This is a genomic window from Curtobacterium sp. VKM Ac-2861 (genome assembly GCF_013204965.1).
Lineage (GTDB): Bacteria > Actinomycetota > Actinomycetes > Actinomycetales > Microbacteriaceae > Curtobacterium.
In genome coordinates this window covers 176,511-190,196 of the sequence record NZ_JABMLA010000007.1, presented here as the reverse complement: position 1 = coordinate 190,196, position 13,686 = coordinate 176,511, and the positions used below count along the sequence as shown (strand labels likewise).

The window sequence follows — 13,686 nt, the reverse complement described above, 5'->3', positions numbered from 1 at the left end:
GCACCGGTCACTCGCGCTCACGCGGTGATGAGTTCGCAGCGATCTATCCACCGGGCGAGAGTACTGAGGGTCGCTAGCTGCTCGAGCGCGATCTGCTTCGGCAGCTCCTCGGTGCTGTGTGTGGCAGGGTTTCGGATCGCGGCGAATACACCCTGGCTGAAGTTGAGCAAGCCGGTTCGCATCGCCTTCACGGTCAGGTTCGTGTCTTCACCTGGCCACCGCAATCTGGGTTTGCCTGGCTCGGGGGCAGCAAGCGAGAAAGCCTGCACCATAAGCGGCTGATCCGAGACATCGGAGCGGCTTACACGCGCTTGCACGTCCGCGTTGAGGAACGTCGCGGGACGCTGGACAGCTTTGGAGAAGTGTCCATCGCCCCACAATTTTGAGGCTGCTCGCCAGACGTCTTCGTGCAACGCATCCGCGGACATGGTGGGAGCTTCCGTGCCGCGGATATGAGCTCGTGTGTCCGCGGACGTTTCGAGCACGCCGATCGCGTACTGCACCCGCTCAACTCCGGCATTCACATGCACGTGGCCCTGTGTACCAAATGGAGACAAAAGCGTCGAGACGCTGTTCCGGCTGAGAATCACGCGCAGGATGGACTGGATCTGATGTTCGTTTCGGCGGAGGTCCGTCAGTACCGGACCCGCCGAGACCCACGAGACAAGACCTCCACTGGCACTCGTCGATCGGCCAGACGTAGTCCGTTCAACCCACCATTCGAGACGTTCGCGGGCCCATTCGGGGTCGATGGTCTGTGGCACGGCATCACTGTATCGGCGACGAGCGACAGCATGCCGGAGCACGAACTTACCTGCAGTAGTCTCGATCATGTTGAGCGCTGTCCTGACCCTGCACCCATTCTGTCTCAGTCTCCGAGAGTGGAAATCGGTTGCCCAATAGCCCGGACCCGTCCTCTGTCCGGTAGCCGATAGGCTGACGGACGCTTTCGTTAGATTCGAAACATGCGAGCGACCAGAGCCGAGCGGCGGCTGCGCAACTTCCAGACCCTACTTCTCGTCGGCGCTCTTCTGGCAGCGCTCTCCGCAGCGCTGGTACTCGTGCTCGTCGGCGCCCCGCAACGATCGCGATAGCAATCGGCCTCGTGGTGTACCTCGCCAGCTGGAGAGCGGTTCTCCGAGCTATCCGCCGTCGCGGAGATGCGCCAGAGGACACCGACGTCCGTTAGACGATCGGTTAGCGGGAACTTCCCCGCACGCTGCACGCTGCGCGATGCGGATCGGCCACACTGACGAGGTGCGTTTCGATACTGTCCTGACCGAGGCCGACGTCCCTACGCTCCGAACTGAGGTCGCTGCCCTCCGACTCCCAAGACGCCGGCTCGCGCGCGGCGTTAGTGTGCGACGGGACGGTCGTGAACGCCCGTGGCAGTTCCAAGCGGTTGTTGACGAGCGCGACCAAAGTTGGATGTTTGACCGGCAGGGGGACTCGCATCGGGACCGCTATGCGGAGGGCGTGCTTCATTCTGTTGACGGCCCGTCCGAGGTGAGTTTCGCGCGTAGCGGCACAGTGGCCCCTCCTGTTCGACTGCTCACTCCGGAGCTGCTTCTCCTGTGGGGGGCGCCCGCGAGCTATTCACCGATGCTCGTCCAGCGGATCAAGGAGCACTGGCTGCTGTTCACGTTTGAGCACGAGTTCGACCCTGCGCAACGCACGACGATGGTCGTCGACGAGCGCGACGGAGTCGCACACCGCTCGTACGACGTCGGTCAGATCACAGTGCTCACCGAGCTCCGCGTCATGGAAGACGACGAGCCGATCCCCTCGCGTCCACGCTTCTCACGACTGCAGGAGTGGCCCACGCTCGAGTACTGAGAACGCACCTACACGGACCCGTCCGTTTGCGAATCGGCTATCGAGAGACCAGGGAGAGCCCTTCTACTGCGCCCACCCATCCCGTTAGCGCGCTCGTCGGCGTGCGCGCACCGCGGGTTGGAGCACGCGTAGGCAATGCGTTCGATGGAGGGACCGGTACCGGATGTCGCCTCTCGGATGGTTCGATACAGCGGGCTCGAGCCGCAGGACACCCTCCACGGACCCGGCCGGGCGCTCGATGACCGGCCGTTGGCCACGGCAGCGGCGAAGGAGCTCGACACGGGCAAGTCGTTGGACGCCGGGCAGGCGAACGCGGCGGCCGCGGTCGCGGGGACGGACCGGCTCGTCGCGGTCATCGGACCCGCCGGCGCCGGGAAGACCACCCTGCTGAAGGTCGCCCGTCGCGCCCTGGAAGAGCAGGGCCGGCAGATGGTCGTCGTCGCGCCGACGAAGAAGGCCGCGTCCGTGGCCAGCCGGGAGATCGGCACGACCGGGTCATCGCTGCACCGGCTGCCGATGGACTACGGCTTCCAGTGGGACACGGACCGCCGTACCGGACGCACCATCTGGTCGCGCCGACCGGAGAAGCAGTGGAAGCCGAGCGTCAAGGACGCGTTCGAGTACGGCCGGTCGTTCCCGCTGCGTGCGGGGGACCGGATCGTCGTCGACGAAGCGTCCATGGTCGACCTCGACGCCGCCCATGCCCTCGCCGTCGTCGCGCGGGAGACCGGCGCTGGGATCCGATGGTCGGGGACCAGTACCAGGCGATGCCCGTCGGCCATGCCGGCGCGATGGCCATGCTCGCGAGGCGCGCCTCCGCCACCGTGGAGCTGTCCACCGTGCACCGGTTCCGCGACAAGGCCGACCCCTCGAGGCCGGACACTGCCTACGCGGACCTCACCCTCCGGCTGTGGGCCGCGACGACGGACACCGCCGCCGGCATCGTCGACGAGCTCGTTGCCGGCGGCCACGTGTCGCTGGCCGCGAACGAGCAGGAGGTGCGCGACCGGATGGTGGAGAAGCACTTCGACGTCACCGGCCGCCGGAAGAGCATCGCGCTCGTGACCGGCACGAACGAGACCGCGCAGGCGGTCAACGAAGCCATCCAGGCCGAACGCATCCGCCGCAGCCAGATCACCGTCAACTCGTCCCGCACCGGGTTTGGGCAACACGAGCAGGCCGTGCACGTCGGCGACGTCGTGCAGACCAGGAAGAACGACCGCGACCTGGACGTGGAGAACCGCGCCTTGTGGACGGTCGCGAAGATCCACCGCGACGGCAGTCTGACGATGCGTGCGGCGGGGGGTTTCCGGTGACGTGCGGAAGATCGACGCGGACTACGCGGCGAAGCACCTGCACCTGCACCTGGCGTACGCGTCGGGCATCCAGGGCGAAACCACCGACGATGCCTACACCGGCCCCGGCGTCGACGCGGCAGGCCTGTACGTCGGGAACACGCGTGGGAAGTTCCACAACGAGTCCATCCACATCGCCGGCACCTTCGACGACGCCCGCGCGCAGCTGATCGACACCATCACTCGTGGCATCCCCGAAACCACCATCGCCGATGGCCGGACCGCCGCGCAGGCGGAACTCGACACCGCCGCCCGGGCGCCGGGAGAGCCGGACGTGCCGGCACCATGGCAGGACCGCCCATGGGGGCACGTCGCCGACATCGACGACCGCCTGCAGTCCGAGCGGGCCGTGCAGCACGATGCGCGGAACGCGCTCGAGAAGGTCGTCGATCGGATCGGCCAGCGTGAGCGGACCCTGGTCAAGCTCGACCAACGCCTCGCCGAGCTCGCCTCCCGCGACGACGCGAACCGGCACGCGGGTCGCCCCGTCGAACCTGCCGAACGCGGCAAGCTCGCTGGCGCCCGCGAGCGGCTCGCCACCGCACTCGAGCAGGACGGCGCGCAGCAGGCGAAGCTGTCGAGGTCGTACCGGAAGGTCATGGCCCGCATCGACGACGGCGTCACCGAGCAGCGCCTCCGGAACGGCCAGCCCGAACCCATCCGCCGCACCGAAGCGAACGGGCGGACCGCGCGCCGGGCGCGGGCAGCCGACGTGTCATCGCTGCCGCCGTGGGAAGCGGGCGACTCGGGCGAATCGCCGACCCTGAACTAGCGTGCCCCGGTCGCGGCAGCTGAAGGCTTGCCGATCGTGCTGCGAGGTTGTTGTCGCGCCGGCGCCCTAGCCCGATGGACGAGGCGTCGTCAGCTCGCTGGCGGGTTCTGTTCCGATGGTTCGCCGATCGAGGTGGTGTCTCGGACACGATTACGGACTCGCTCAACGCCGTCGCGCACGCTTGATGGAATCAGATTGGCCAGGCGTGCCCGCTTCTGCTCCTTCACGATCGTCTCGTCGACGACGTCGTTGATGATCTCGAACAGTGCGGGCCCTACGTCGCTGTCCGCTTCGTCGAGCACCAGGATCACAGCTTCGTCGGGTGCTCCTGAGACGTGGAGCGCCTTGTTGCCGACGTGGCGGACGAGATCCAAGGTGTCCCAAAGGGTCGTCGAGAGCCGGCCTTCCATGCGCGCCATCCGCTCATCGAGGTTCGCTTTGCCGGCGTTCGGGTCCACGTGACGCAGCAGCGCCTCGAGCGTGGCTCGCGCGAGCGCGGCGCCCGCACGTCGGGACACCCCGAAGACCAGTGCAGCCTCTTCATAGAGATCACGGACTTCCGCCGGCATCGCCGCCGCTGGCAGCGGAAGCGCGGAGGACCCGTTAGCGGGGTACTTCAGCTCATCGCCGAGCCACAAGCAGTACCGCTGGCAGGACTCGACCGTGCATCGGGAAGCCGACCACGCGGGGGGAAAATCCACGCTGCGTTTTGGGCGCTCATTCATCGACTGCACAGCGTTCCCTACACCACGGGTGAAGGTTTGCGACCAATGGTGCTGCGAAAGCACACCGCAGTGCGGGCAGACGAAGGATGACTTTTGGAAGCGAGGGTCGGTCACGCCCTCAGACTACGAGTAGTCACCGACGATAGGACTCGCGCCTCGGAACGATGATCGTTCGGCGAAGACATCGGGCTCTGCGGGGTCGTTACCGATGCGCAGCTGGGAACGCGGACGATGACTTGCGCGCTTACCTGGACCGCGCCCCCTGACAACCTGCCCTGGCAGAGCCAATTGGAAGGGTGTAATACTGGTGTCATGACGGTCGCAACAGAGGTGCAGCACGGTCGCGTCACTCGGCTCGACATCCACGAACTTGTCCGCGAGCTCAACGCTGTGCTTGGTCCTACCCTCATTGCGGCGGCGACCGGAAGCAAGGACCGCAAGCTTCCGTTCAAATGGGCAAAGGACGACGGCCCCCGCCCAGGCGCTGATTTTGAGCGGCGGCTGCGCCTGCTGGCCCGTCTTTGGAGCCTCGTTGCCGAGCATGAGGGCGCTCACGTTGCCCGCGCCTGGTTCATCGGCGCCAACCCCTTCCTCGGCGAACGCACCCCCCTCACTGCAGTCCGTGAAGATGACGCAGCTCAGCTCGGCCGCGCCGTCCAGTCGTTCATCGATGGCACCGTCGACGCGTGAGAGACGCGCGCACTTGCACCTCGACCGGCCTGCGCCTGATCCCATGTACCGGCGATATTGGGCACCGTGTGGCGAAAAACACGTACCCCGAGATTTCAGCTCCGCTCCGACACGAAACCGAACGCTCCAGCTGGGGCCGCTACGACGCTGTCGACACCAGCACGCTCTACACGGCAGCCCTTCGCACAGGGGCTCTCGCCGAGGTGTTAGCCGGCTTCAAGTTGCCTCTCGGGACCGGCAGCGCTCTCGAGGCGGACGCAGCAGCGATGAGTCTCACCCTTGAAGAGTTTCTTGCCGAGGTTGGCGCTGAGTGGGAGGAGCGGACCTTCATGCAGACCGGGGCGCTCCCGCGTTCCTGGCGAGACGATCGCACCGTGCTCCAGATCCAGCACCCGTCGACGGGCTGGTTCGTGGACATCGAGCACCCCGACTCGATCAGTGCGCTCGAGCCGAGCCTTCAAACGCAGCTGCTCGTCGGCGGCTACGACACCTTCACCACGGCCGGGTTGCGTGGTGAAGATCGCGCGCTCACAACTGCGATCGCGGACATCGTCCACGACGCTCGCCTCGACGACGGCACCCACCCGATGGGCATCCACTTCGGGAGCAAGCACGGTGAATCCTGGTGTCGAGCGATCTGGCTAGACCGTGCACACGGACACCTCGCAGTCACAAACACGGCCCCGATCGAAGTGCGCGACCCGGACTTGGTCACAGTCACTCGACGGTTCGGCATTCGCGCGTTCTGAAGGCCCGGCCTGTGCGCCGGACCATACGTGGGAAGTTTCACAAGGAGTCCATCCACAGCGTTCGCGTGCCGCCGTGCGGCAACTAGAGTGGCGAAGAGCTCGCGGGCAGGGCTGCTCGTCCCCGACGTCGCCTTGCAGTTCCGCGGTCGATTAGGTTCGCAGGGTGGCGTTGCGGGTTGAACGGGTAGATGACCTCACGGGGGAGTCGTTGCCCGACGGTCAGCCGGTGCGGTTCAGCTTCGATGGCGTGGACTACGAGATCGATTTGACGCCGCAGGGCCGGGCGCGCCTACGCGCCACGTTTGCGCCATACATCGCGGCGGTCCGGCGAGCCCGATACACAACGACCCAACTCCCGCGGGTAGAACGCCGCTGATATTGAGGGCCCAGCGTTAGGGCGGCGTGGGTGATCTGTCGTTGCAGCTTGGTGGTGTCCTTGCTCCCGCGGCCAGGGCCGGGAAGCGGGACTCCCACTCGGTGCGAGCACGGCCCGGGATCAGCAGGTCTGCCCAGATGGCGCGGAGGCGTGCCGGGTGGAGGATCGCGATGAGGTCCTCGACGCGACCTTCCTGGATCACCGACTGGTAGGCCTTCTCGATGCCGTCATCGGTGTCCAAGTCGACGACCGGGTTCGGGCCCCAGTACACGTTCACGGGCAGCCCGAGCACGCCGTGCTCGGGTCCGTGGAGGTCTTCGAGGCGTGCGGCTTCACGTTGCTGTAGAGCACACGCGTTGTCATCGTCACCCGGGCACCTCCTCGTCGCTGTCCAGGCTACGGACGAACGTCCGTGAGTGCGGCTGCCTTCACCAGCGACAACTCCCCTTGCGGATGTATACATGTATGCGTTACATTGTTTCGCATGAGCAAAGTCATCACCACACGTGTCCCTGACGGGGCGTACGACAGCCTGGAATCCATTGCGCGCGAACACGGCCTGAAGATCGGGGAGCACTCCAGGGAAGTGCTTCTCGCGAGTCTTGAACGCGGCGACGACCGTGACGAAGTCGATCGATCGGGTCAGGCGCCCGTTCCGGAGCGACTCAGCACGGTCGAACGTCACACCCTCGCGATGCTGCACCGCATCCACGCGCGACAGCTCGCCGCGGACCCTGATGGCGCCGGGTGGGAGCTTGAGCGCGCCAAGGTCCTCGAGTACGGGTGGACAGGGGAGTACCCGCAGCTCTTTACTGCGATCTACGCCGAGCTGCCGCGACGCGACAGCGGGCTCGTCATGGACATCCTCGACATGTTCCGTGCTCTCGAGACGTCGATGAAGCGTCTTGACGACGAGGAGCGCAAGGCGGTGGAGGCGCGGTCGCACAACAGCGCAGTCTTCCGCGGGTTCGACGCCAACGACGACTATGAGAGCCGCCTGCTCAGCTACGCACAGCACCTGGTCGTCGATCAGGGGAAGTGGGTCGACTTGGCGGATCGGTTCGCGGACGGGACGCCCTACGACGGCGGCAACTCGCACCACACCTGGTTGCGTTCGTACAAGCGAATGCTGGAAGCATTCACCCCCATCTGGCGCGAGAAGATTCGCGCTGGTGCGTTCGGCGATGGTTCCTTCGACCTGACACCGGACGAGCTCGCTGAGGTCCTCAACGCCTAGCGAGGTTGTGTAGACCCGTGTCGTACTCGGCGATACGACACGGAGAACGGGTGCCCCACTCACAGCGGGCCCCGAACGGCGGGGTCCGCCGGTTGTAGAAGGACCTCGCATGGCGCCGCGTCACCGCCACCCGATTCCCGCTGACCAGATTCCCCTGTTTGATCTCTGGGGACTCAGCCGCGGCGACGCGTCCACCGCGATCACCACTGCCGCCGACGAGCCCATCGGCGGGGAGAGCACGAAGGAGCATGTTGATGAACAAGTACGGGAGTCTCGCGATGCAGCGCGTGCACGCGGAGGCGCTGGATCGGTTCCGGCAGACCGGGGACCCGGAGACGGTGTTCGAGGACTTGGGGGAGCGGATCGCGGCGCAGACCGATCAGGTCGCCTCGCTCCTGGAGGCCCAGAATGTGCCGGCGGGCGAGACGTACCTCGAGCGGGTCGGACGGTTGAACTCGATCCGGCTGCAGGCGGAGGACGCCGCGATGGCGGAGGCTCTGGAGGAGTACCTGCCGGTGTCTGGGGAGTTGGAGGGCGATCTGCCGAGCCGGGAGCGGGTCGACGAGTTGATCGCGATCCTGCAGGCGCGACGGGGCGAGCTGGCGACGGAGGAGTTCACGGCGGAGCTGACTCGGTTGCAGGGCCTGTACCGGTAGCGTTCCGGCCGACGTCGCAGGAAGACCTTGCTCCGTCGGGGCAGAAGGCCCGGTTCGACGCGAACGTCACCGCGATCCTCACCGCTCGCACTCTCGATCGTGAGCAGCGACCCGCGACGACGGCAGAGCAGCAGCAGCTCGCGCGGTGGTCGAGCTGGGGTGCGCTGCCCGAGGTGTTCGACGACACCAAGCTCGGATGGGCGACCGAACGGGCACAGCTCCGGCAGCTGCTCGACGACGACGCGTACGCGCAGGCGCGGCGCACCACGATCAACGCCCACTACACGGACCCCGCCTACGTGCGGACGGTCTGGTCGGCGCTAGACCGACTCGGGTTCACCGGAGGGAGAGTCCTCGAACCGGGCTCCGGCGCCGGCATCTTCATCGGCATGGCCCCGGCTACCGCGGCGATGACCGGTGTCGAGCTCGGCAGGACCACCGCCGGGATCTCCCGGCACCTCTACCCGGGCGCGGAGGTGCGGGCGGAGTCGTTCGCAGACACCCGGTTCCCGACTGGGCACTTCGACGCCGTCGTCGGGAACGTCCCGTTCGCGAACGTGGCCCTCCACGACCCGGCGCACAACTCCGGCGGGCACTCGATCCACAACCACTTCATCATCAAGTCTCTCGCCCTCACCCGGCCCGGCGGCATGGTCGCCGTGCTGACGAGCCACTTCACCCTGGACGCTGCGAACCCGGCCGCCCGGCGGGAGATGAACCAGATGGCCGACCTTGTCGGCGCTGTTCGGCTGCCCTCGGGCGCGTTCCGCCGCTCCGCTGGCACGGAAGCCGTCACCGACCTGCTCCTATTCCGGCGACGTCTGCCCGGTGACCCGAAAGCGGAAAGCGCGAGACGGGCCGTTCGTTCTGCTTCGTTTAGAACACTGTCGTGATGGCGGACGATACGTGGTCCCACAACTGGAACGTCGTAAGCATCGTCGTCAACACGAAAGGGATAAACGAAATAGCTACCGCAGAGCTTTTACGCGCTGGCGTAACTTTTTCATCCGCGGTAGACTCGATACGAACACGGACAACGCGATGGACGCGCATCCGCATGGACACGGCGAAGTGCCTGGTCATAAAGACCTCTCCGCTGACGGTGAGACGGCAAGTTCGATGGTCAGCGGGTTGTGCAGGACAGACCGCCCCGGCATCGCCGGGGCGGTTCTGTATCCAGGTAATTCCCGAACACTGGCCACTCTACCGCGGATTCGCGACTAACTGCGAGGCTCAGTGTGTCAATGCTTGCATTCCGCAAGCAGGGTGCAAGCACATTGTTTGCAATCAGGTCACTCCACTGGAGCGGTGGACTGGACTTCCACGCGGAGGAGATCCGCTGCGAGCATGTAAACCCATGAGACGCACGACTCCACCTCGGCCCGTGAAAGGTCTGCGTGCACGCCCTTGCTCGCCAAGTCGTCGAGCGACTTCAGGCGGGTACCCAGCGTGACGAGGTTGGACGCGAGCAGGTCTGCATGGGTTGAGCGCCCCTTCCTCTCGTGCACCCAGGTCGTGAGCCTGTTCCGGTAGTGATCGTCGTCCATCGAGCGGGTCACGCCGTCTTCGCCTGCAACGGGAGGTCCAGGCGGGTAGAGCGCATCTGCCAGGGCTTTGATGGCGCGGCGACACGAAGTTGCGGCCTGGCTGGCGGCCTCCTGCTCGTCGTCAACAGAACGAGTTTCCGCGGCCCGCAGTGCCTCAAGCGCGGACGGGGCAACCCTCGCGAGCTCCGTCTCGACGAACGCTCGCCCCCTCGCGACGGAGTCTGGGACTGCCTCGCCTACGAGAATCTGCGCCTCGGCGTCGAGGACGTAGGTGTACGCGGCATCCTTGATTCGTTCGAGCATGCTTCGGCGTTCCGAGACAGGCATCGTCAGGCTCGCGCGCAACTTCCGGCGGTCGAGGAAGGCCAATCCGGTGTCGAGTGGTGTCATGCCCTCGGGGATCTCGTCATCGTGGATGGTGACCAGGGAGGCGAGCGACGACTCAAGGCTCGCGACAGACGGGAACAGGAAGGTCTCCTTGTCGTCGAGCTTCATCCTGCGTCGTACCTCGAATGACTTCGCCGCGATCGCCCACTCCTTCTGGGCATCCTCAGCTCCAATCTGGGCAGTGAGCCGCGCGAGTAGCGCCCGGTTGCGGTCTTGGGTGGAGTCGTCGACTCCCTGCACCTCCATGCGCAACCAGAACTCCGCGACGGCGTCCTGTCGGAGCATTGCGACACGGAGGGCGGCCCGTGTGATCACGCTCGCTGGCGCGTTCGCGGCAGTGGCTGTGAGCGCGTCATCGATCGCACGTCCGACCCGTTCAGAGGGTGAGTCCATTCCCAGAGATTAGCCGCATCAAAACACGTACGAACATAATGGGGATTATCGGTCACCGTGGTTATGAGATAGGGGAGTACTGGTGGTCTCGCGCCATGAGCGCGAGCGACCGGGACGAGCACATCCAGAGCCGACTGGCGGACGTGTCGATCGCGGCGGGACTGGTGCATCGGCTCCGGGCGCTCGAGGGCGAGGTGCAGACGCTCCTCGAGGAGGCGCAACGCAACGCGGCCGCGGATGGGATCGCGCAGTCGATGATCGCGGCCGTTGCCGGCATCTCCCAGCCCCGAGTCTCGAAGATCACCTCGGAGCCGTCGGGCACGAGTCCGGCCGCGCTGCCGCGGCGACTGCACTTGATCTCGGAGTGGCCGGGCGACGCGCTGCTGGCGCACGCCGACGGGTTCACCGGCCGGATGCTCTACCCGCCGTACGAGCGACTCGTGACGCGGTGGGTGCCGACCGTGTGGCGTCGGGACCGGCAGTGGGTGCAGCCGGACGGACGCGTGTATGGGGATACCACTCCGGCGGAGCGGGAGCAAGCCGACCGCCGATACTGGGCGGTCGGCGCCGAGGTCCGAGCGCAAGCGCACCCACTTGTTCTCGCCGTCGACGGGAAGATCGAGCGTGTCTATGAGGTCGCCGGGTGGATCCGCGAGTCTGGCCAGACGAAGTACTCCGCCCTCGGCGCGGGCAGCGCCCCGTGGGTCCGGGGTTCCGCAGCGCCAGCCTGGGTGCCGGCATGGTGGCCGTCCGCATTCGAGCCGGGGCAGCAGCTCGCCGCTCCGGCACGTCAGGGTGCGTACACGCCAGCGCGGATCACCCCGGACGGTGTGATCCACAGAGCGACGCGATCGTGAGCGCACTGCCCGCGGTCGCCATCGTCTGCGACGTGTCCGGATGTCAGCGAGCTGCCGTAGTGACGGATGTACACGCCGAGTCCTACGAAACCGCTCGTGCGTGGGCACGCTCCTGGGGGTGGACCAGCCCCCAGGCTGACGACTGGTGCCTGGAGCGCTCTGGAGGATTCGGCGGCGACGGATTCGACCGTTCCTACGAGCACCTTCGAGAGGACCTCGAGGGGGGTTTAGGCAGGGAAGTCCGCGAAGCTCGGGCGGACCGCGTTGACCGCGTCAAGTTCAACCTGAACCGCATCGAGCGCGGCATCCAGCCATACGTCATCAATCGGGAACGACGCGCCAGATTTCCGAGTTCGATGCAGCCGCTGCTTGCCGGAGACGGTTGCCGGACGCGCATGCAGAACATCGTTCCGAAGCGTCGCGACCTCGTTGAGTGACCGACCACCGTGCGCGAAGTACTTCTTGGTGCGCTCGTCCGTGACGACGATCGCCGCTTCCCTGAAGAGCCGCGCGATGGTCCCTGCCGATTCACCTTGAAGCGCAGCCACGTCCAACGTTCCCGCTGGGATGGTCGACGCGAGCCTGGGGATGTCGAAGATCAGCGTCCCCTCGAGGGAAGTGACCGCGTACGCGAGCTCACCGACGCGGTTGAGGTACGGATCCCCTGGCGAAGCAACCCTGGTGCGCATGACGCGACCCTACTGGGCGTGGTCGTTGGCACGCGAAGGATCCGGGCGGTGTGTGCCCGTGGTGCCGCAGGCACCGTCCCAGTCGCGGATCGTCAACCGGACGGTTCGCACTCCGCTGTCGCAGTGCTCACGGTGACGGTGACGGTGACGGTGACGGTGACGGTGACGGTGACGGTGACGGTGACGGTGACGGTGACGGTGTGAGCATTCCGCTGCACCGCGGGTTCTGGCATTGTCGAGCCGTGCGCCCGTCGACGATCGTCCTCGCCGCCATCACCGTCGTCTTCGGCGCCGCGACGATCGTCCTCGCGGTCTTGATCGGCACCGACGAGGGACGGGCCCTGTCCACCGAGCTCCGTCTCGGCATCCTCATCACGTTCGGGTTCGGTGTCGCCTGTGTCACCACCGAGGTCAACCACCGCCGGCGGGCGCGCTTACAACAGAAGGCCGAGATCCATCCCGGTACCGCGTTCGTCACCGCGCACGCGACAGAATCGACGGCCGCCGACCTCGCAGCCTGGAGCCCCAGACTGCGCATCTGGTTCCCGTGCGACCTCGGCTTCGACCGGACGGGCATTACGAGCTGGTCGACGCGCAACGATGGGCAGGGGTCCCCGATCGCCCACCGTTCGGAGGCGCTCGGCTTCGATGTGTTCAGCGAGCCCACGCCGCGCGGTGTCGCGCGCAGATGGGGGATCGTGGTCCACCTTGCACCCAGAACATTGGAGCTCGGAGCGGTCCACCTGTGGGTGGCCGACGACCAGCCGGCGCAAGACGAGTATGCGATGCGCCGGACGATCAGCCGGATCGAGTCCGCGCTCGGCATGGGCCGCTGACCAAGCCCGTGCGGTACCGGCGACTCCGAGCCATGGGGGCTACCGCTAGAGGCAGTCAGCCCGTCCGCAAGCGGATCGTCGACCGGACGCGCTGGATGCTCCGACACCACAGCGGTTGACAGAATCGGGTCATAGTCCGCTCGCTCGCTAGATTGAGCGGATGGTCCGTGATCGTGAGCTCGGCGCGCGGCGGAACCGTGGCCGGCGACGACGTGCGGTGGCCGACCGAGTTGGCGGAGCCCTCCTACTTCCGGCCCAGGGCGGCTGGCTTGCGTTTGCATTGGGACGTGGGGGTGCCTGGTGGGCGGTATGGGCCGTCGTACTTGGGGTTCTCACAGCCAGCGTCGTTTTCGTCGTCGTGCGAGAACGGCGAGGACCGCCTGAGGGACGACCAGTGTCGGTCTCCCCGCTCTTGTTGGTAGTGGCATCAGCGATCGTCGGATGGGTCGTCCTGGCCGTAGTCCTCTAGCGGCCACCCTGCACGACGGCGATCGTCGAAGGGTGCCCATCCAGAGCCCTCGGCCACCGCCAACCCCGAGCCCTGCTAGATCCCGCCATCGGATCGTATGTTCAGCCGCTGG

The 13,686-nt window shown here is 66.4% G+C and carries 17 protein-coding genes and 1 pseudogene; 12 read left to right on the top strand and 6 right to left on the bottom strand.

Annotated elements, in window-relative coordinates; all coding sequences use genetic code 11:
- Positions 1 to 17 precede the first annotated feature (17 nt).
- On the bottom strand, positions 18 to 764 hold the full coding sequence (locus tag HQQ88_RS20265) for a TIGR02391 family protein (protein WP_367917047.1): 747 nt from the start codon (positions 762 to 764) through the stop codon (positions 18 to 20).
- Positions 765 to 1,602: 838 nt separating this feature from the next.
- Here HQQ88_RS20265 and HQQ88_RS17295 point away from each other — a divergent pair.
- The 4 genes and pseudogenes from HQQ88_RS17295 (at position 1,603) to HQQ88_RS17280 (ending at position 3,963) form a co-directional block, all read left to right on the top strand.
- Complete coding sequence (locus HQQ88_RS17295; RefSeq protein ID WP_173170537.1) at positions 1,603 to 1,836, top strand: hypothetical protein; 234 nt, start codon at positions 1,603 to 1,605, stop codon at positions 1,834 to 1,836.
- A 135-nt stretch (positions 1,837 to 1,971) separates the two neighbouring features.
- A pseudogene (locus HQQ88_RS20260) lies at positions 1,972 to 2,532 on the top strand (AAA family ATPase); the annotation flags it as partial.
- 47 nt (positions 2,533 to 2,579) lie between these two features.
- Positions 2,580 to 3,152: a hypothetical protein gene (locus HQQ88_RS19705; RefSeq protein ID WP_254067197.1), complete on the top strand. Its 573-nt coding sequence runs from the start codon at positions 2,580 to 2,582 to the stop codon at positions 3,150 to 3,152.
- Between the two features lies 1 nt (position 3,153).
- On the top strand, positions 3,154 to 3,963 hold the full coding sequence (locus tag HQQ88_RS17280; protein ID WP_173170531.1) for a hypothetical protein: 810 nt from the start codon (positions 3,154 to 3,156) through the stop codon (positions 3,961 to 3,963).
- Between the two features lie 89 nt (positions 3,964 to 4,052).
- Here the strand turns inward: HQQ88_RS17280 and HQQ88_RS20255 are convergent, their stop codons facing one another.
- On the bottom strand, positions 4,053 to 4,802 hold the full coding sequence (locus HQQ88_RS20255; protein ID WP_173170529.1) for a DUF4145 domain-containing protein: 750 nt from the start codon (positions 4,800 to 4,802) through the stop codon (positions 4,053 to 4,055).
- A gap of 198 nt (positions 4,803 to 5,000) precedes the next feature.
- Between HQQ88_RS20255 and HQQ88_RS17270 the strand changes: the two genes are divergently transcribed.
- The 3 genes from HQQ88_RS17270 to HQQ88_RS20250 all read left to right on the top strand — a co-directional run bounded on the left by HQQ88_RS17270 (position 5,001) and on the right by HQQ88_RS20250 (position 6,503).
- Positions 5,001 to 5,378, top strand: a complete 378-nt coding sequence (locus tag HQQ88_RS17270) for a hypothetical protein (RefSeq protein ID WP_173170527.1) — start codon at positions 5,001 to 5,003, stop codon at positions 5,376 to 5,378.
- Positions 5,375 to 6,127: an RES domain-containing protein gene (locus HQQ88_RS17265; RefSeq protein ID WP_173170525.1), complete on the top strand. Its 753-nt coding sequence runs from the start codon at positions 5,375 to 5,377 to the stop codon at positions 6,125 to 6,127. The genes HQQ88_RS17270 and HQQ88_RS17265 overlap by 4 nt, the downstream gene beginning before the upstream one ends.
- 163 nt (positions 6,128 to 6,290) lie before the next feature.
- On the top strand, positions 6,291 to 6,503 hold the full coding sequence (locus HQQ88_RS20250) for a histone-like nucleoid-structuring protein Lsr2 (protein WP_173170522.1): 213 nt from the start codon (positions 6,291 to 6,293) through the stop codon (positions 6,501 to 6,503).
- A gap of 16 nt (positions 6,504 to 6,519) precedes the next feature.
- On the opposite strand, the gene HQQ88_RS17255 is transcribed toward HQQ88_RS20250, so the two are convergent.
- Positions 6,520 to 6,795, bottom strand: coding sequence for a hypothetical protein (locus tag HQQ88_RS17255; protein WP_173170519.1), 276 nt, complete (start codon positions 6,793 to 6,795; stop codon positions 6,520 to 6,522).
- A 192-nt stretch (positions 6,796 to 6,987) separates the two neighbouring features.
- Between HQQ88_RS17255 and HQQ88_RS17250 the strand changes: the two genes are divergently transcribed.
- The 3 genes from HQQ88_RS17250 to HQQ88_RS17240 all read left to right on the top strand — a co-directional run bounded on the left by HQQ88_RS17250 (position 6,988) and on the right by HQQ88_RS17240 (position 9,289).
- Positions 6,988 to 7,740 (top strand): YfbU family protein, encoded by a 753-nt coding sequence (locus HQQ88_RS17250; protein ID WP_173170517.1) that lies wholly within the window; start codon positions 6,988 to 6,990, stop codon positions 7,738 to 7,740.
- Positions 7,741 to 7,994: 254 nt separating this feature from the next.
- Positions 7,995 to 8,396 carry a hypothetical protein gene (locus HQQ88_RS17245; RefSeq protein ID WP_173170513.1) on the top strand — a complete coding sequence of 134 codons (402 nt, stop codon included), beginning with the start codon at positions 7,995 to 7,997 and terminating at the stop codon, positions 8,394 to 8,396.
- Between the two features lie 173 nt (positions 8,397 to 8,569).
- Positions 8,570 to 9,289 (top strand): hypothetical protein, encoded by a 720-nt coding sequence (locus tag HQQ88_RS17240; protein WP_367917046.1) that lies wholly within the window; start codon positions 8,570 to 8,572, stop codon positions 9,287 to 9,289.
- Positions 9,290 to 9,688: 399 nt separating this feature from the next.
- Here HQQ88_RS17240 and HQQ88_RS17235 read toward each other — a convergent pair whose 3' ends face one another.
- Positions 9,689 to 10,723 (bottom strand): hypothetical protein, encoded by a 1,035-nt coding sequence (locus tag HQQ88_RS17235; protein WP_173170511.1) that lies wholly within the window; start codon positions 10,721 to 10,723, stop codon positions 9,689 to 9,691.
- Between the two features lie 95 nt (positions 10,724 to 10,818).
- Between HQQ88_RS17235 and HQQ88_RS17230 the strand changes: the two genes are divergently transcribed.
- Entirely contained in the window at positions 10,819 to 11,580 is a 762-nt protein-coding gene (locus HQQ88_RS17230) for a hypothetical protein (protein ID WP_173170509.1), read from the top strand.
- 227 nt (positions 11,581 to 11,807) lie between these two features.
- Here HQQ88_RS17230 and HQQ88_RS17225 read toward each other — a convergent pair whose 3' ends face one another.
- The gene (locus HQQ88_RS17225; protein WP_173170507.1) at positions 11,808 to 12,269 is read right to left on the bottom strand and encodes a hypothetical protein; all 462 of its coding nucleotides are present in this window, start codon (positions 12,267 to 12,269) and stop codon (positions 11,808 to 11,810) included.
- A gap of 92 nt (positions 12,270 to 12,361) precedes the next feature.
- Complete coding sequence (locus tag HQQ88_RS17220) at positions 12,362 to 12,502, bottom strand: hypothetical protein (RefSeq protein WP_173170505.1); 141 nt, start codon at positions 12,500 to 12,502, stop codon at positions 12,362 to 12,364.
- Positions 12,503 to 12,583: 81 nt separating this feature from the next.
- On the opposite strand from HQQ88_RS17220, the gene HQQ88_RS17215 reads away from it, so the two are divergent.
- The gene (locus tag HQQ88_RS17215; RefSeq protein ID WP_173170503.1) at positions 12,584 to 13,105 is read left to right on the top strand and encodes a hypothetical protein; all 522 of its coding nucleotides are present in this window, start codon (positions 12,584 to 12,586) and stop codon (positions 13,103 to 13,105) included.
- The last annotated feature ends 581 nt before the right edge of the window (positions 13,106 to 13,686 follow it).